At 70.1% G+C, this 15,498-nt stretch carries 19 protein-coding genes and 1 pseudogene; 16 read left to right on the forward strand and 4 right to left on the reverse strand.

The window, feature by feature from the left end; genetic code table 11:
- The first annotated feature begins 83 nt into the window (after positions 1 to 83).
- From FRAEUI1C_RS32235 to FRAEUI1C_RS39900, 5 genes are all read left to right on the forward strand, one after another.
- On the forward strand, positions 84 to 815 hold the full coding sequence (locus FRAEUI1C_RS32235) for a type 1 glutamine amidotransferase domain-containing protein (protein WP_013427579.1): 732 nt from the start codon (positions 84 to 86) through the stop codon (positions 813 to 815).
- Between the two features lie 86 nt (positions 816 to 901).
- A complete protein-coding gene (locus FRAEUI1C_RS32240; RefSeq protein WP_013427580.1) occupies positions 902 to 3,013 on the forward strand; it encodes a catalase in 2,112 nt (703 codons plus the stop codon).
- An 18-nt stretch (positions 3,014 to 3,031) separates the two neighbouring features.
- Positions 3,032 to 3,778 carry a DUF72 domain-containing protein gene (locus tag FRAEUI1C_RS32245; RefSeq protein ID WP_013427581.1) on the forward strand — a complete coding sequence of 249 codons (747 nt, stop codon included), beginning with the start codon at positions 3,032 to 3,034 and terminating at the stop codon, positions 3,776 to 3,778.
- A 112-nt stretch (positions 3,779 to 3,890) separates the two neighbouring features.
- On the forward strand, positions 3,891 to 4,253 hold the full coding sequence (locus FRAEUI1C_RS32250) for a hypothetical protein (protein ID WP_013427582.1): 363 nt from the start codon (positions 3,891 to 3,893) through the stop codon (positions 4,251 to 4,253).
- 49 nt (positions 4,254 to 4,302) lie between these two features.
- Complete coding sequence (locus FRAEUI1C_RS39900) at positions 4,303 to 4,551, forward strand: hypothetical protein (RefSeq protein WP_157735121.1); 249 nt, start codon at positions 4,303 to 4,305, stop codon at positions 4,549 to 4,551.
- 67 nt (positions 4,552 to 4,618) lie between these two features.
- Here the strand turns inward: FRAEUI1C_RS39900 and FRAEUI1C_RS32255 are convergent, their stop codons facing one another.
- On the reverse strand, positions 4,619 to 5,335 hold the full coding sequence (locus FRAEUI1C_RS32255) for a hypothetical protein (RefSeq protein WP_013427584.1): 717 nt from the start codon (positions 5,333 to 5,335) through the stop codon (positions 4,619 to 4,621).
- A gap of 178 nt (positions 5,336 to 5,513) precedes the next feature.
- The gene (locus FRAEUI1C_RS32260) at positions 5,514 to 6,464 is read right to left on the reverse strand and encodes a TIGR03557 family F420-dependent LLM class oxidoreductase (protein ID WP_013427585.1); all 951 of its coding nucleotides are present in this window, start codon (positions 6,462 to 6,464) and stop codon (positions 5,514 to 5,516) included.
- A gap of 154 nt (positions 6,465 to 6,618) precedes the next feature.
- Between FRAEUI1C_RS32260 and FRAEUI1C_RS32265 the strand changes: the two genes are divergently transcribed.
- Both FRAEUI1C_RS32265 and FRAEUI1C_RS42250 read left to right on the forward strand, forming a co-directional pair.
- A complete protein-coding gene (locus FRAEUI1C_RS32265; RefSeq protein ID WP_041259790.1) occupies positions 6,619 to 7,494 on the forward strand; it encodes a DUF72 domain-containing protein in 876 nt (291 codons plus the stop codon).
- A gap of 112 nt (positions 7,495 to 7,606) precedes the next feature.
- Positions 7,607 to 7,931 (forward strand): annotated as a pseudogene (locus FRAEUI1C_RS42250) (transposase); the annotation flags it as partial.
- Here FRAEUI1C_RS42250 and FRAEUI1C_RS36885 read toward each other — a convergent pair.
- The gene (locus FRAEUI1C_RS36885; RefSeq protein ID WP_049807047.1) at positions 7,928 to 8,353 is read right to left on the reverse strand and encodes a hypothetical protein; all 426 of its coding nucleotides are present in this window, start codon (positions 8,351 to 8,353) and stop codon (positions 7,928 to 7,930) included. The pseudogene FRAEUI1C_RS42250 and the gene FRAEUI1C_RS36885 sit on opposite strands and share 4 nt — an antisense overlap.
- A 772-nt stretch (positions 8,354 to 9,125) precedes the next feature.
- Here FRAEUI1C_RS36885 and FRAEUI1C_RS42065 point away from each other — a divergent pair.
- The 3 genes from FRAEUI1C_RS42065 to FRAEUI1C_RS42070 all read left to right on the forward strand — a co-directional run bounded on the left by FRAEUI1C_RS42065 (position 9,126) and on the right by FRAEUI1C_RS42070 (position 10,299).
- Positions 9,126 to 9,458 (forward strand): MerR family transcriptional regulator, encoded by a 333-nt coding sequence (locus FRAEUI1C_RS42065; RefSeq protein ID WP_368411248.1) that lies wholly within the window; start codon positions 9,126 to 9,128, stop codon positions 9,456 to 9,458.
- A gap of 99 nt (positions 9,459 to 9,557) precedes the next feature.
- Positions 9,558 to 9,944 carry an STAS domain-containing protein gene (locus FRAEUI1C_RS32285; RefSeq protein WP_013427588.1) on the forward strand — a complete coding sequence of 129 codons (387 nt, stop codon included), beginning with the start codon at positions 9,558 to 9,560 and terminating at the stop codon, positions 9,942 to 9,944.
- 70 nt (positions 9,945 to 10,014) lie between these two features.
- Complete coding sequence (locus tag FRAEUI1C_RS42070) at positions 10,015 to 10,299, forward strand: hypothetical protein (RefSeq protein WP_013427589.1); 285 nt, start codon at positions 10,015 to 10,017, stop codon at positions 10,297 to 10,299.
- A 371-nt stretch (positions 10,300 to 10,670) separates the two neighbouring features.
- Here FRAEUI1C_RS42070 and FRAEUI1C_RS32295 read toward each other — a convergent pair whose 3' ends face one another.
- Positions 10,671 to 11,102, reverse strand: a complete 432-nt coding sequence (locus FRAEUI1C_RS32295; protein ID WP_013422110.1) for an Hsp20/alpha crystallin family protein — start codon at positions 11,100 to 11,102, stop codon at positions 10,671 to 10,673.
- Positions 11,103 to 11,254: 152 nt separating this feature from the next.
- Between FRAEUI1C_RS32295 and FRAEUI1C_RS32300 the strand changes: the two genes are divergently transcribed.
- From FRAEUI1C_RS32300 to gvpK, 6 genes are all read left to right on the forward strand, one after another.
- On the forward strand, positions 11,255 to 11,593 hold the full coding sequence (locus FRAEUI1C_RS32300; protein WP_013427590.1) for a MerR family transcriptional regulator: 339 nt from the start codon (positions 11,255 to 11,257) through the stop codon (positions 11,591 to 11,593).
- Positions 11,594 to 12,592: 999 nt separating this feature from the next.
- Positions 12,593 to 12,919, forward strand: a complete 327-nt coding sequence (locus tag FRAEUI1C_RS32305; RefSeq protein ID WP_013427591.1) for a gas vesicle protein GvpO — start codon at positions 12,593 to 12,595, stop codon at positions 12,917 to 12,919.
- A 79-nt stretch (positions 12,920 to 12,998) separates the two neighbouring features.
- On the forward strand, positions 12,999 to 13,496 hold the full coding sequence (locus FRAEUI1C_RS32310) for a gas vesicle protein (RefSeq protein ID WP_013427592.1): 498 nt from the start codon (positions 12,999 to 13,001) through the stop codon (positions 13,494 to 13,496).
- Positions 13,496 to 14,605: a GvpL/GvpF family gas vesicle protein gene (locus FRAEUI1C_RS32315; protein WP_013427593.1), complete on the forward strand. Its 1,110-nt coding sequence runs from the start codon at positions 13,496 to 13,498 to the stop codon at positions 14,603 to 14,605. Before FRAEUI1C_RS32310 ends, FRAEUI1C_RS32315 begins: the two co-directional genes overlap by 1 nt.
- The gene (locus tag FRAEUI1C_RS38760) at positions 14,598 to 14,981 is read left to right on the forward strand and encodes a gas vesicle protein (RefSeq protein WP_013427594.1); all 384 of its coding nucleotides are present in this window, start codon (positions 14,598 to 14,600) and stop codon (positions 14,979 to 14,981) included. The genes FRAEUI1C_RS32315 and FRAEUI1C_RS38760 overlap by 8 nt, the downstream gene beginning before the upstream one ends.
- Entirely contained in the window at positions 14,978 to 15,490 is a 513-nt protein-coding gene (gvpK, locus tag FRAEUI1C_RS32325; protein WP_013427595.1) for a gas vesicle protein GvpK, read from the forward strand. The genes FRAEUI1C_RS38760 and gvpK overlap by 4 nt, the downstream gene beginning before the upstream one ends.
- Positions 15,491 to 15,498: the final 8 nt, after the last annotated feature.

Genomic DNA, 15,498 nt, shown 5'->3' on the forward strand with positions numbered 1-15,498 from the left:
GACAGAACTCGAAAGTTCTGAGGGCCGAGGGTATGGCGTGCGGCGCCGGGCAGGGACCAAGCGACCTTGAAGGAGGACAGCTCATGGCGGACAAGCTGACCGGCCAGCGGATCGCGTTCCTGGTGGCGCCTGAGGGTGTGGAGCAGGTGGAACTCACCGAGCCGTGGCAGGCGGTGCGCGATGCTGACGGCGTCGCGGTACTGGTCTCGACCAAGGAAGGCAGGGTCCAGGCGTTCAACCATCTGGCCGAAGGCGACACGTTCGCGGTCGACGAGACGGTCGAAGGGGCGGATCCGGGATCCTTCGACGCGCTGGTGCTGCCGGGCGGCGTCGCCAATCCGGACTTTCTGCGTTGGCAGCCGGGCGTCGGGGCGTTCGTCCGTTCGTTCTTCGACGCCGGCCGGCCAGTCGCGGTGATCTGCCACGGTCCGTGGACGCTGATCGACGCGGACGTCGTGCGCGGGCGGCGGCTGACGAGCTGGCCGAGCCTTCGGGCCGATCTGACCAACGCCGGCGCGACCTGGGTAGACGACGAGGTCGTCATCGACCAGAGCGGACCGAACGTCCTGGTCAGCAGCCGCAAGCCAGCTGACCTCAAGGCGTTCACCCACGCACTCGTCGACGAGTTCGCCCACCCGGGCCGTGGTCGGACCCAGCCAGCCTTCGCCGGCGTCTCCGACCAGGACGCAATACGCCAGGTAGCCGGCCAGACCTCCGCCGATCTCCACGCCGCTGACGTGTTCGCGCGCGAGTCCGACGGTTCGCTCACCGCCACCGAGGCCGCCAAGGCCGACGGCGACGACCTGACCCCCTGACGCCGGCCCATCAGGCAGGGACCTTGCTCCCCCGCTGACAACACCAGTCGGCTCGTCCTCGCGGCGCGAACCCCGAACGGAGTCCCATGACGGACGACCACACCCTTGACCCGATCGAGCTCGGCGAAGAGCAGGTCGCGCGCGGTGCCGGCGGCGAAACCCACCAGACCGCCGAGGGCACGGACCGGCCCACGTTGACAACCCAGCAGGGCATCCCCGTCGCCGACGACCAGAACACCCTGCGCCTCGGCGAACGCGGCCCAGCGCTGCTGGAGGACTTCCACTTCCGCGAGAAGATCTTCCACTTCGACCACGAACGCATCCCCGAACGAGTGGTCCACGCCCGCGGCTTCGGCGTCCACGGCTTCTTCGAGAACTACGAGCCGCTCACCGACCTCACCCGCGCCGACCTCTTCCAGCGGGCCGGCGCCCGCACGCCCGCCTTCGTACGGTTCTCCACCGTCGCGGGCAACAAGGGCTCCGCCGACCTGCCCCGCGACGTGCGCGGCTTCGCCGTCAAGCTCTACACCCAGGAAGGGAACTGGGACCTCGTCGGGAACAACATCCCGGTGTTCTTCATCCAGGACGCCATCAAGTTCCCCGACGTGATCCACGCCGCCAAGCAAGAACCCGACCGCGGTTTCCCGCAGGCCCAGACCGCGCACGACAACTTCTGGGACTTCGCCTCCCTCACCCCCGAGTCCACCCACATGCTCATGTGGATCATGTCCGATCGGGCGATCCCTCGCTCGTTCCGTTTCATGGAGGGCTTCGGCGTTCACACCTTCCGCCTCGTCAACGCCGAAGGCCGCTCCACGTACGTGAAGTTTCACTGGAAGCCCAAGCAGGGCCTGCAGTCCGTGCTGTGGAACGAAGCCGTGAAGATCAACGGTGCCGATCCCGACTTCCACCGCCGCGACCTGTGGGACGCCATCACCACCGGCGCCTACCCCGAGTGGGAGCTCGGCCTCCAGCTGTTCGACGACGACTTCGCCGACCGGTTCGTCTTCGACGTCCTCGACCCGACGAAGCTGATCCCTGAGGAGGAGGTCCCGATCCGTCGGGTCGGGCGGCTGGTCCTTGACCGGGTCGTCGAGAACTTCTTCGCCGAGACCGAACAGGTCGCCTTCTGCACCCAGAACATCGTGCCCGGCATCGACTTCACCAACGATCCCCTCCTGCAGGGCAGGAACTTCTCCTACCTCGACACCCAGCTCAAGCGGCTCGGGGGCCCCAACTTCACCCAGCTGCCGGTCAACGCCCCGAAGTGCCCGGTCGCGCACTTCCAGCAGGACGGTCACATGGCGATGACCAACCCGCGAGGCCGTGCCAACTACGAACCCAACTCCTGGCCCGCCGACATCGGCGGCCCACGCGAAGACCCCGCCCGCGGCTTCAGCAGCTATCCCGAGCAGGGCGGCGGGACGAAGCGGCGGCTGCGCCCGGAGAGCTTCGCCGATCACTACAGCCAGGCCCGCCAGTTCTGGGAAAGCCAGACCCCTGTCGAACAGGCCCACATCGTCAGCGCGTTCGTCTTCGAGCTCAGCAAATGCGAACGCCCCGACATCCGCGCCCGCATGGTCGCCGGCCTGCGCAACGTCCACGACGACCTCGCCGCCCAGGTCGCCGCCGGCGTCGGCCTCACCGACCTTCCCCACCGGCTCCCACCCGCCCGGGAGCCGATCACAGACCTGCCCGCCTCGACCGCCCTGTCGATCCTGCACAACGGCCCGAACACCTTCACCGGCCGCAAACTCGGCATCCTGCTAGCCGACGGCGCCGACGCCGACCTCGTCGCCCAGCTACGCGCCGCCGCCAGCGCACAGCAGATCACCGTCGAGGTCATCGCCGCGACCATCGGCGGGGCGACAGCCAGCGACGGCAGCACCATCACCGCAGACCAACGCGTGGATGGCGCACCCTCCGTGCTCTACGACGCGATCACCCTGATCACCGGGACAGCCGGCGCCCACCAACTCGTCGGCAGCCCCGCCGCCCGGGACTTCCTCGCCGACGCCTACGCACACTGCAAGTACATCGGCTACACCCCGGACGCCGAGCCCATCCTCAGAGCAGCCGGACTCGGCGGCGAGCTCGACGCCGGCTTCCTCCCGCTTCGCAGTGGGGAAGCCGTCGCCACCTTCCTCGACACGATCGCGCCCCTGCGGTACTGGCCACGGCAGGAAACGCTGCCCTGACCCGACGGCGGCGACACGGTGGCCAACCTGTACATCGGGACCTCGGGCTGGAGCTACGACCACTGGGACGGCGTCCTCTACCCGCCGGGGACACCGCCGCGGGACCGGCTGGGCATCTACTGCGCCCAGTTCGACACGGTCGAGCTGAACGCCAGCTTCTACCGCTGGCCGACCGACGCCACGTTCGCCTCCTGGCGACGACGCCTGCCCGCCGGATTCACGATGTCCGTGAAGGCGCCTCGCGGGCTCACCCACGGCAAGCACCTCCACGGACCCGAAGCCTGGACCGCGCGGATCCGCCGTGGCTGGCACGAGCTGGGCGAACACCGCGCCGTCGTGCTGACCCAGCTGGACGTCCGCCAAACCCGCGACGACGCCCGCCTGGAGTACTTCCTCGCCGGCGTCCCCCGGTGGATGCGGCTAGCCGTGGAACTGCGCCACCACAGCTGGCACCACGAAGACGTCTACCGACTGCTCGAACGCCACCAGGCAGCCTACTGCGTCCTGAGCGGCGCCCACCTGCCGTGCGTCCTGCGGGCCACCGCCCCCTTCGTCTACGTCCGACTCCACGGGCCCGACCATGACGCCCTCTACGCCGGCTCTTACAGCGACGACGACCTGCGGTGGTGGAGCGACCGGCTCCTGGAATGGCACGCCCACGGTCTCGACGTCTACGCCTACTTCAACAACGACGGCCACGGCCACGCCGTCCGCAACGCCCTAACCCTGCGCGACCTGTGCGCCAGCCGCCTACCACCAGGCTGAAGCACCCACGCGCCCAGAATCCCACCCGGACACGCTCCTCGCCACGGTGTTGCCCGGGGCGAGCGGGGAAGGGCACCGCGAGACATCACGAACGCACCCGAGGAGGACCCTCATGTCCGTCACCCCCTTCAAGGACCTCCCGCTGGCGGACCGCAAGCGTGCCTGGAACGGCGCGGCGGCAGAGAAGCGGGTCCGCCGCTGGGCCAGCGCGCAGGACACCCCGAACAGCAAATACCGCCAAGCGCACGTCTGGTACGACGGCCAGCACAAGGACGAGTTCACCGCCTACAAACTGCTCATCGCCGACGTCATCGAGGGCGAACTCACCGTCGTCCCACGCGGCGTGATGGCGGCCGCGGCGGTCATGCAGGGCTCCCGTGGCGGCGTCAACCTCCCCGAGGCCGACATCACCCGGGCGAGGAACCACCTGGCCAAGTACTACAAGAAGATGGGCGACGACGCCCCCTGGCAGTAACCACCCAAGCCCCGCCCGGGCATGGTCAATCCTGGTCGGCCTGGCTGCGGTGAGCGTCCCGCGCTGGGTGCGCGGATCGATTCTGACCGCGGTTGGTCGTCGATGCCCGGTTTACTCGCCCTCGGCCGGGAATGGCACCTTCATGTTGATTGACATTGTCGTCGCCATCATCATCGTCGCGATCGCCGCCGCTCTGGGCCTGACCGTGCACCCCGTTCTGTGGGTGATAGCCATCGCCGCCGTGCTGTGGCTGGTCGGCCGCCGCGGAATCAGTGGCCGCAACCGCTCGCGGCTATAAACCACAGGCGGCGCACTCCCGGGAACAACCCCCGGGAGTGCGCCGCCTCGCTGTCTCGACCGGCCCGTTATTGCAGGATGCCGACGCCGCGGGCGATGACCAGGATCGAGGTCAACAGCGCGGCGATCGACTCCAGCGCCATGAGCAGCTTCGCTCTGCTGGTGAGCGGCATCGTGTCGGTGGGGCTGAACGCGGTCGAGTTGGTGGTCGAGACGTACAGGTAGTCGATGAAGCTTGGCACCCAGCCGGAGGTGCGGCTGGAGCTGCGGGCGACCTCGGCGATCGTGTCGTGGTTCTCGTCCTGGGAGAAGCGGAAGTCCGCCGGTGGGAGCGCGGACCGGTCGGACTGGGTGCGGGCCACCGGTCCGCCGCGGTCGAGTTCCCAGAACGCGAGCCCGAACACGATGATGTTCGTCAGCCACACCTGCAAGGCGCCGAGCAGGAGCGGGCGGCCCTGCTGGACATGCTCCGCGACGAGATCGCGGATGAGCAGTCCGAGCGCGACGAGGTTCGTCAGCGCGATCAGCCCGACCAGGCCCAGGGAGATCGCCCGTGACCAGCGGGTCTGTCTGGCCATCCGGCGTGGGTTGACCGCGACGAGGCTCGCGAGCAGACCGCCTTCCAGGATCGGGATGATCAGCCGCGGGCCGAGGATCAGCTGGGCCGGGAGCAGCGCGTAGATACCAATCGCGACGGCAGTCGCGATTGCCGCCGGCAGGCGCCTCACCGCGGCGCGCACCGCCCGGCGTCGCTGGCATGGCCCGCCCTCTCCTGTCTTGTTCACCGCCGACTCCGCGGTCGGCGGCGGCCCGCGAATCCGTCATTCAGCTCAGATCGCCCACCACTATGCCATCCGGAGGAGTTCCTGGCACAGCACCACGACCAGTACCAACCTGGCCTTCCGGGCGTCTACGCCCGCGCACCCCTGGGGCGCCGACGAGACCGGGATGACCACGACGGGTCTATCGCAGCAGGGGCAGGACCTCCTCGGCGAGGAAACGGATGCCGCCGTCCTGGTCGGGGCCCATCTGGGAGATGTAGACCTCGTCGAATCCGGCGTCGAGGTAGGGCCGGATCGCGTTGGCGGCGTGCTCGGCGTCCGGCCCGCAGGCGATGGCGTTCGCGGTCGCCTGCGGGCTGGAGGCGTCGTTGAGTGCCTCGAAGGACTGCCAGGTCGGAAGGTCCTGCGCGGCCTGGCCGCCGGCGCCCTCGAAGCCCCACCGCTGGTGCGCGGTCTCGACGGCTTCCTTCATGGTCGGCGCCCAGCAGATCTTGACGCCGGCCTGGGTGCGGCCTTTCCCACCGTTGTCCCGGTAGGTGCGGAGCCCCTCGGCGTCGGGCCGCACGGACATCCAGCCGTCGCCGACCCGGCCGGCGAGCTGCGTCGCCTGCTCGCCGAAGCCGCTGACGTAGATCGGCGGTGGGCTGTCGGGACGGCTGAAGATCTTGGCGTTGTGGACGGTGAAATAGCGGCCCCCGTGGGTGACGGTGTCCCCGGTCCATAGCTGGCGGATGACCTCGATCGCTTCTTCGAGCCGGGCGTGGCGGGAACTGACCGGCGGCCACGCGTCGCCAAGGATGTGCTCGTTGAGCGCCTCACCGGAGCCCACGCCGAAGGTGAACCGGCCCGGGGCGAGCGTGGCGACGGTCTCGGTCACCTGCGCCAGGATCGCCGGGTGGATGCGGAACGTCGGGCAGGTCACCGCCGTCGTCATCCGTAGCTCGGTGGTCGCGGCGATCGCGCCGAGCACGCTCCAGACGAACGGGCTTTGGCCCTGGCTGGACTGCCAGGGGTGATAGTGGTCGGAGATCCAGATCCGGTCGAATCCGGCTGCCTGCGCGGCTTGGGCGGAGCGGACGATCTCCGGTGGGCTCAGTTCCTCGTCCGACAGAAAGTAGCCGAACTCAGTCATAGGACCCGCCTACCCGCAGACCGTCGCCGCATTCCCCCGGTCCGCCTGAAACGCAAGCGTCCTGCCCGGCTCGGGTTGTTGGTTGTCGCGGGTCCCGTGGGGAACGCGTCAGCGGAGAGCCAATTCCGGGGGCGGCGATCGGATGAGGTGCAACGTGGGCAAAATCCTGGTCGGGACGGCGTCCTGGACGGACCGGACCCTGATCGACTCCGGCTGGTATCCCCCGGAAGCCAAGACGGCCGAGCAGCGGCTGCAGTACTACGCCCGCCAGTTCCCCCTCGTCGAGGTCGACGCGACCTACTACGCACCACCGAGCGCGACCGCCGTACGCGCCTGGGTCGCCCGCAGCCCCGCGCACTTCACCTTCAACATCAAGGCGTTCTCGCTGCTCACCGGGCACCCGACCCGGCCCGCCGCGCTCTATGCCGACCTGCGCGACCGGGTCCCGTCCGGCCGCAGGAACCTCTACGCCCGCGACCTCGCCGACGACATCGTTGACGAGGTGTGGACCCGGTTCCTCGCGGCGCTGCGCCCACTCGCCGACGCGGGGAAGCTCGGCGCGATCCTGTTCCAGTTCCCGCAGTGGTTCCCGATCGGCGCCGCGAACAAGAGGTACCTCCTGGAATGCCAGGACCGCTGCGCGCCGCTACCCGTCTGCGTCGAGTTCCGCAACCGCACCTGGATGGAAGAACGCAACCAGCACGAGACACTGGATTTCCTCGCGTCCTACGCCCTGCCCTACGTCTGCGTCGACATGCCCCAGGGATATCCCACCTCCATCCCACCGGTCGTGGCCGCGACCGCCGACCTCGCCGTCGTCCGGTTCCACGGCCACAGCGACAAATGGACCAGCAAGGACATCCACGAACGGTTCGGCTACCGCTACAGCGACGACGAGCTACACGCCTGGGCACCCCGGCTCCGTCAGCTCGCCGAGAAGGCCGACACCACCCACGTACTCATGAACAACTGCTACACCGACTACGCCCAGACCAACGCCCGTCAGCTCATCGACCTCCTGGCCGACTGAACGACCGCGGGCGCCCGAGTAGACGGGGTGGAACGGTCGCGGCCTGGGCAAGGTCAGGGACGTGCGTCGAGCACGGAGACCGCCGCTGTCCGTGCTCAGGGGCCAAGCTCAGCTCGACGAGCTATCGACCGCCTGCCCGGAGATGATCGACCTCACCGGCCTGATCCGCGGCTTCGCGGACCTCCTGCACCCCCGCGCCGCAAAAATGCCAAAGCCCTCACCGAATGATCACCACGGCACGCGAAGCCGACCTGCCTCACCTGCACGCCTTCACCCGCGGCCTGGACTTCGACCGCGCCGCCGTCACCGCCGCCCTCACCCTGCCCCACCACAACGGCGGGACCGAAGGCGTCAACACCAAAACCAAACGGATCATGCGCCAGATGCACGGCCGCGCCGGCTTCACCCTCCTACGCCACCGCATCCTGCTCAGCTAACCCTCCGTCACCACCGAAAGTGGAACAGAGCCGTTTACGGCACAGTCCCTCGAGCGGCGCAGGGGCGCCGCCGGCGCCGGGGACGGCGCGCGGCCGGCGGCGCGCAGCGGGCGTAGGTAGGCCAGGACGACCGCTTGGCTGCCGGTGTAGCCAGCCCCGCGGATCTCGCGGAACAGCAGGCTGCCGTTGGTGACCCCGGCATCGAATCGCTCATGCAGGTAGGGCTTGTAAGCGTCCAGGACGCCGCGTCGCCCGTCGCGGGCTTTGGCCAGGACGTCCTCGGCCGAGGCGGCCCGGTCGTAGCGGCGCACGGTCTCCTTCGCCAGCCCGGTCTGGCGTTTGATGGCCTTGATGCCGAGGCCCTGGGCCTTGAGCTCCTGCACGACGGCGTGGCGTTCCCGCTGGTGGCGGACCCCTGTCACGGCGCTCGAACTGCTCGGCGCGTACCACCGCCTTCGCCTCGCCCTCGGCCGGCGCCGGCCGTTCCGGTGGCGGCGCCATCTCGGCGCCGGGTTCACGCAGGTGGGTCCGGTAGCGGGCGACGGTCTTCTCGACGTAGCCGGCCAGGTTGTGCCACAGATTCCACCTGTCCGCGATTTGGACGGCGTCGGGGGCGCCGATGCGCGCGCCCTCGGCGTAGGCGCCGCCCCTGTCGCGGCAGAAGGTTTCGGTACCGGGATGCGCTTCGAGCTAGGCGGCGAACGTCCCGGCCTCCCGGTCGACGAGCAGGTCGATCGGCTGGCCCGTGGCGACATCGACGAGCACTGTGCCGTAGGTGTGACCGCGCGGACTTGCCGCAGCGCCGTCGGCAGATGTTGCGGCAGCGCGGCTCGGTCCGGATCGCCTTCGAGCTTTAGCCCTTGTCGGCCAGGACGTGGTCGGGCTTGGTCCTCCGCTGCCGTTGAGGTCGAACAGGACGGCTCGGACAAGATCGGTCACGGAGCCGGCCCACCCAGTCTTACGCCCCGATACCAAGATCCGTGTGCGCTGGGCTCCGGCGGCGCGCCAAACGTCCGGCGGGCCGACTACCGCCGACCTGTCGATCAGGTGGCGGCTCGGCCGGAAATCTGCACCCAGCGATGCATATTCCATGGCCTGGGCAGGGTAGGTACTGGCCGGTAGCCAGTAAGGGGGTTGAGCGGGGTGAGAAGCAGGCATGGCAAGGTCGACGACCTCGGCTATCCGGCGTTCGGCATGGGTGCGGCCGCTGATCTCCTCGATGTGGAGCCGGCGTTCCTGCGCGCGCTCGGCCACCAGGGTCTCCTCAACTCGCACCGGTCCCAGGGCGGGCATCGTCGCGACTCGCGCGCCGACCTCGCTCTGGCCGCTCGAGCGCACGAGATCGTCGACGACGGACACACCGTCGCCGCCACGTGCCGTATCGCCCTGATCGAACGGAAGTCGCGGCCACCCGCGCCGAGCTCGAGCGAGACCGCGCCCGGCGTAGGGGGCGGCCGTCGGGTTCCGCGCAGGACGGGTGAGCAGAACATGATCGTGCTGGTCGCCTTGCGGAACGAATCGTCGTGATGCCTCGGTGACGGCGCCGCCTTGCCTGGCCGCGCCGGGTGTCTGGATTGCTTGTTGATGATCGGCAGCTTCAGCTGACAGGCTTGGTGGAGGCGGGCCATGTGGTTGGCGGTGCACGCCGGCCGAATTGGATCGATCGGCGTGGTGTACCTGCGGGGCGAGCTGGATCTGGCAACCCAGCCGCAGCTGGAACAAGGACTCAGATCGCTCGTCGAGGCGGGTTGCTGGCAGCTCGTTGTGGACTTCGAGGCGATCCAATTCGCCGACCTGGGCGGTCTGGGCGTCCTCATTCGGGTGCGCCGCCGGCTGCGAGCGGGCGGCGGTTGGCTACGCCTGGCCGCGCCGCCGCCCGGTGTCCTGCGGCTTCTCGCCCTGACCGACCTGGATCTCCCGGTCTACCCGGACGTGTACGCGGCGATTACCGATGCCGACCGCATGCCGGTCGTGAGGCCACGAGGAGACGGCGACCTCGACCAGACGTGGTAGCCGGCCAGGGCGCCGCTGGCGCGTCATGGCGCCGCGGCTGGGTCAGACGACGCGTAGCAAGGAGCGGCCGGTGCGCCAGGCGTCGTGGATGGCGGACGAGCATCGGTCCTCGACGGCCATGACGGAGCGTGCGCCGAACAGGATGTCGCCAGCGAGCGGCTGGCTCGGCCCGGGCCAGGCCGCCGGCGCGTTGTTCGGCGGCGACGGCCTGGTGGCGGGCGTCGGCGACGACGTGGACGTCGAAGAACTGGCGGACTTCGGAGCCGAGGACCCGTCTGGCCTGGTCGGGGAGGCCGGTCTGGCCCCCGGTAATGGTGGCCCGGGGGCCAGACCGGCGCGCGAATCGACGTGTTAGGGGATATTCCTCCCGGGTCGTGGGTGGCTGCTGTGCCTCCTTTCGCTATGCCGCCGCGTCGATGTCGAGGTCGGTCTGATGGGCGGCGCCCGCTGCCCGGGTCGGCGTTGGGGGCGGCGGGCGACCGGCGGTCCGGATGGCTGAGGGTGGGGACAGCCCGCGCCCGGTGGTGGTCCGGGCGACGGTGGCCGCGGAGCAGCTGGCTGCCTGGGCCTGCCTGTCGGGACGTCGCTGTCCCAGCTGGCCGAGATGATCGCGTCGAACTCGGCCTGGAGCAGGTCGGGGTCGGCGCAGATCAGGTCGGCCAGCTGCGCCTCGACCGGACGGACCGGCGCCGCCCCCTGGAGGGTCGTCATCGGTCCCGCCCCGGGTCAGGCGTTGATGGCCTGGCGGTCGTCGCTGGACGTCTCGATCGCGATCTTCCTCGGCTTGGCCTTCTCAGCGACCGGGATACGCAGGGTCAGCACGCCGGCGTGGTAGCTCGCGGTGATCTTCTCGGTGTCCAGGTTGTCACCCAGGATCAACTGGCGGCTGAACACACCGCGGGGCCGCTCGGCGACCAGGACCTCGCCATTCCCCTTCAGCGCCGGGCGTTCGGCCCGCACGGTCAGCACGTTGCGTTCGACGTCCAGATCCACGGTGGCGGGGTCCACGCCGGGCAGATCGAACTCCGCCACGAACTCCTCGCCCTCGCGCCACGCGTCGATCGGCATCCCGCTCGGCCGGGCCACCGTGCCCAGGGTGCCGAACACCTGCTGGCTCAGCCGGTCCAGCTCCCGGAACGGGTCGGTGCGCACCAACATCGGAACTCCACCTCCACGATCACGATCTACAGATCAGAGCGTTAGGTCATCCACTTATCTGTGGTGGCTGACCTAGATTTTTATATAGCACCGGTGGCAGACTGAGGCAAGCCCCGGGTCGGACGTCCGGGTGGAATCCCCGGAGGTGCCCCGTGAGACCGTCCGACGTCGACCCGGCCCAAGGGGTGTTCGGGATCTCGGTGGCCGCCGATCTGGTCGGCATGGACCCCCAAAGCCTGCGACTGTACGAACGACGCGGGCTGCTGGAGCCGGCCCGCACCGACGGCGGGACCCGCCGCTACAGCAGCGACGACCTCGCCCGGCTACAACGGATCGGGTACCTGCTCGCGGCTGGCCTGAACCTCGCCGGGATCGCCAAGGTCCTCGAGCTGGAGACCGAGAACGCACGGCTACGCGCCGCACTCGAACTGACGCATGACGCGGACATGGCGCGGACGTCTCCCCTAACCCGCCCTCGAAGCGTGGACTGACGCGGAAGGAGGATCGCGCCCCCGCCGATCGGTCTTCCCGTGTCGCTCGCCCAAACCAGCGTGGTGACCATACTGAGTTGCGACTACGGCGGCCATTGACCATCTACTGGCCAGTCGTGACCGTGGCTGGCCGTCTATCGGCGATCCCACAGGGGCCCCCTCGACACCCGGGTAAGATCATCATCCCGTCACGGTGACGATATTCTCGCTGCTCCCGGGGGTTCTCCTGGGGTTACCAGGGCACGAGGGTGTGCCGTCCCAGGAGAAGAAGCCGCCCGTGGGTCCGTCGTCTGGTAGCAGGGCGAGGCGGTAGCTCCCGTCGCGCCCTCCGCCGGACCAACGGATCTTGACCCCGGCCTGAGTGCCACCGGCCCACCGGCCTTGCGTAAGTCCGGAGCCCGTAGGCGTCGGGCCGCAGCCCGCGTTCGCCGAGTGGTTCTCGATCCCATCTACCGCTATTAGATCAGGACCGCCGGTATCTGTCCGCCCACCGCGACCAGGCATCGGCCCGATGTGCAGCCGAGATCGCTAGGGACGTCATGCTCAGCCGGACGGCGGCGGCTGTTCCGCCGCGGTGTGCGTGCCGGTCACCGATCGCGACGATTCCCCGCCCCGCTCTCGTCAGCGACACCGTGTGCGCACGATGAGGGGACCTGGGGCACCACTCCAAGCAGAAGCAGCAGCCGCTCGACCAGATCATCCGGTTCAAGCGTGCATTCCCGACTCGTTCCGGTTGCCATACCGCATCCCGCTTCACTGATTCCGTCGCGATTCTGTGCCATTTCTGCCAATCCTTTGTGGTTTGCGAGGTGCCGCTGCCAGCGGGCCGGCCCAAAACTTATTCTGGCGTCCGTAGGGGCCGCCGACTGGATCTCCGACGATCGGAGATCCATTCCGGTTCAGGGTTTCCGGAGCGTCTGAACGGGGACGCAGATCGGGCGGTCGTTATCTGCCGCCGTATCCGCCCCTGACCCCGATCCCAGCAGGCGAAGTGATCGCGTGACAGCTCCCCGACGCGACGAGCGGTCCGATCTGGGCCGACGACCCGGCCACGCGGCCCGCGGCGGTGGCGGCACGATGATCGGTGTCGTCCACTCCGCGCTCGCGCAGTTCGCCGAGCTCACCGGGCAGGAGCCGGAGCGCGTGAGCGGTATGCGGGCGGCCGAGGACGGCTGGTCCCTGCTCGCCGACGTCGTCGAGCTCGAACGGATTCCCAGCACGACGAGTGTGCTCGCGACCTACCGGGTGGACGTCGACGAGGACGGCAACCTGCGTGGGTACGAGCGGTTGCGCCGCTTTGTCCGCGGCGCCGTCGACCCGACTTAGGAGGACTTCACCTGGACTTCGCGTTCCCCGTTCCCGGCTCCTCGGCGAGCGGCCTTCCGAGTAGTTTCCCGGCGGCGTGATGACCGAACCTGTGCTGACCTCGCACCGGCCCGTCCGGCAGTGGACCGGACCGCGCAGCGACACTCTCGCCGATGTGCTGGAGCGTGTGCTCGACAAGGGCGTGGTGATTGTCGGCGATGTGGTCGTCAGCGTGTTGGACGTTGAGCTGCTCACTCTCAGGCTCCGGTTGTTCATCGCGTCCGCTGACACCGCCCGGGAGATGGGCCTCGACTGGTGGCTGAATGATCCCTTCTTCTCTTCCAAGGCTCCCGCGCGCAGGTCCGAGCAGGGAGCGGATGACCTGGCCGAGGAGAACCGTCAACTGCGCGAGCGCCTCGACAAGCTGGAACGCGCGTTGGGCCACCACGAACGGCCCGCCGCCCTGGCGGGAGCGCGGAACGAGCGGGACGTGTTGGAGGGCCAGGTCTTGGGCGAGGCCGAGCCGGCCCGCCGGGCCAGCGTGGGCGGTGACCAGACCGGGGCGCCCGAAGACCGGACTGAATCGAGGAGACCGTGATGGGGCCGGTGGGGCCGGTGGTCGGCGGTGCTCGCGCGCTCGCGGCAAGGCTCGCTCCTGACGTTCTCGACGAGGCCGTGGCGGACGCACGGGTGCAGGCCCGCGTGCGGCTGGTCGCGGCGCTGGCGGATGAGATCGTCGCCGCGGCGCTCGCCACTGACACCGCGCCAGACCTCGCCCGCCGCCCGCCGCGGGACCAGGCGCCCACCGAGACGCTCCCCAGCCGTCCGACAAGCGGACGGCCCGCGCCGGCCGAGCCAGTCGCGGAATCGATGGCTACGCCGACTGCCGAGCCGCAGGTCGACGCGACGCCCGCCCGTACCGGGCTGTACGCCTACGGGATCACCGACGCCGCGGCCACCACCGGCGACATCATCGGGCTCGACGACCAGACCCCGGTGGAGACGGTGCGGGTCGGCCCGGCCGCGCTGGTCACCTCGACGATCGACCTGGACCTGCTCGCGGGCCTGGAGCAGGAGGTCTCGGAGGCGGGGCAGCTCTCCGAGTCTGGTCGCCTCGCCGACCTCGCCGGCCGCCACGACCGGGTCATGCGCATGCTCCTCGACCGAGGGCCCGTGCTGCCGCTGCGGTTCGGCACTGTCCTGCCGGACCGGTCGCGGGCCGAGCGGCTGCTGCGGGCGTCGGCCGATGAGCTGGCCGTCGAGCTGGACCATGTCCGCGACCATCACGAGTGGGGCCTGCGAGTCACGCCTCCAGACGAAGGCGTCGCCCGCGAACAGGCCGACGACACGCCGGAAGCGAGTCCACCCACGGAGGGGAGCGCTGCCGGAACCGCCTACCTGTCCGCCCGGCGCGACGAACTGCGCGTCGCCGCGCTGCGAGAGGAACGTCTGACTGGTCTGACCCGGCGCGTCCACGGTGAGCTCGCCGCTCTCGCGTCGGATGTGGCGATGCGGTCTGGCCGTCCGGGTGCTGGCCGGCTCAACGCGGCTTACCTGGTGGCCAGCGCCGCGGAGGACGTCTTCCTCGACGCGGCCGACACCGCGACGCAGGAGCTGGTGGACGCGGGGTGCGAAGCCCGCTTCACCGGCCCCTGGCCGCCCTACTCGTTCGTCCGGCTGACCCTCGGGGAGGCCTCTCATGACTGAGCTGGCCCGCCAGGTCGCGTCGACGGCGGGAGCGACGAATGCTGGGCGCCCCGGTCGCCGTGCGTCGCTTGGCTCCGGGCGCGGGCTGTCCGATCTCCTGGACAGGCTCGTGGACAGCGGCGCTGTGGTCACTGGCGACGTGATCATCGGCCTGGCCGGCGTCGACCTGATCCGGCTCGACCTGCGGCTGCTCCTGATCGGCGCGCAGAGCGCGATCGAGGCCGGCGCAGGGGCCGAGCTCCGACCCGGACCGGCGCCGCCAGGCCGGCCGCGGCCGGACCACGCGGGTGAGGTGGTCGAGGGGGCGGTCGTCCGTCCTGCCGGGGCGGACCGCCGCCAGACCGGTCCGGCGGCCGGCGGGAGGGCCGAGCCGTGACGAAGCGAGGGCGCGCGGTCCGCCTGACCGCCGACCCGCAGGAGGTTGGGCGCGGGCTCGGACAGGTCGTCGTCGTGCTCCTCGAGCTGCTGCGGGACCTGCTCGAACGCCAGGCGGTGCGCCGGGTCGACAGCGGCACGCTGCCGCCGGCGCAGGTGGAGGAGCTCGGCCAGGCGCTGATCGAGGTGCGGGACGCGATCGCGCAGGTGCGGGACTCCCTCGGAGTGAGCGCCGAGCAGACCCGGGCGGCGACCGCGCGAGCCCGGGAGCTGGTCGGGGACTGGCCGCCCGCCGACCTCGCCGCCGACGTCGAGCCGGCCTCTGGCGCCTCCCGCGGCGCGGCCGCCGGCGGTGGCGGCGAGCGCCGGTCGAACCACGCCGGTGGCCACGGCACGCGCCGCCGGCCCAGCGGAACTCCGGCCATCGGCCGCCTGCTCGAAGCCGGCCGGTGGCGCCACGAGCAGGGGCGGCCCGCGGCCGGTGTCCGCGGCCCGGCGCCGCCCGGATAGGACAGGTC

Source organism: Pseudofrankia inefficax (genome assembly GCF_000166135.1).
Classification (GTDB): domain Bacteria; phylum Actinomycetota; class Actinomycetes; order Frankiales; family Frankiaceae; genus Pseudofrankia; species Pseudofrankia inefficax.

Coding starts and splice junctions, on each gene's coding strand:
- FRAEUI1C_RS32260 (WP_013427585.1), bottom strand. CDS start 6,464: ATGACTGAGTTCGGCTACTTTCTGTCGGACGAGGAACTGAGCCCACCG.
- FRAEUI1C_RS32235 (WP_013427579.1), top strand. CDS start 84: ATGGCGGACAAGCTGACCGGCCAGCGGATCGCGTTCCTGGTGGCGCCT.
- FRAEUI1C_RS32240 (WP_013427580.1), top strand. CDS start 902: ATGACGGACGACCACACCCTTGACCCGATCGAGCTCGGCGAAGAGCAG.
- FRAEUI1C_RS32315 (WP_013427593.1), top strand. CDS start 13,496: ATGGGGCCGGTGGGGCCGGTGGTCGGCGGTGCTCGCGCGCTCGCGGCA.
- FRAEUI1C_RS32295 (WP_013422110.1), bottom strand. CDS start 11,102: ATGTTGGTGCGCACCGACCCGTTCCGGGAGCTGGACCGGCTGAGCCAG.
- FRAEUI1C_RS32250 (WP_013427582.1), top strand. CDS start 3,891: ATGTCCGTCACCCCCTTCAAGGACCTCCCGCTGGCGGACCGCAAGCGT.
- FRAEUI1C_RS32310 (WP_013427592.1), top strand. CDS start 12,999: ATGACCGAACCTGTGCTGACCTCGCACCGGCCCGTCCGGCAGTGGACC.
- FRAEUI1C_RS32285 (WP_013427588.1), top strand. CDS start 9,558: ATGTGGTTGGCGGTGCACGCCGGCCGAATTGGATCGATCGGCGTGGTG.
- FRAEUI1C_RS42065 (WP_368411248.1), top strand. CDS start 9,126: ATGGGTGCGGCCGCTGATCTCCTCGATGTGGAGCCGGCGTTCCTGCGC.
- FRAEUI1C_RS38760 (WP_013427594.1), top strand. CDS start 14,598: ATGACTGAGCTGGCCCGCCAGGTCGCGTCGACGGCGGGAGCGACGAAT.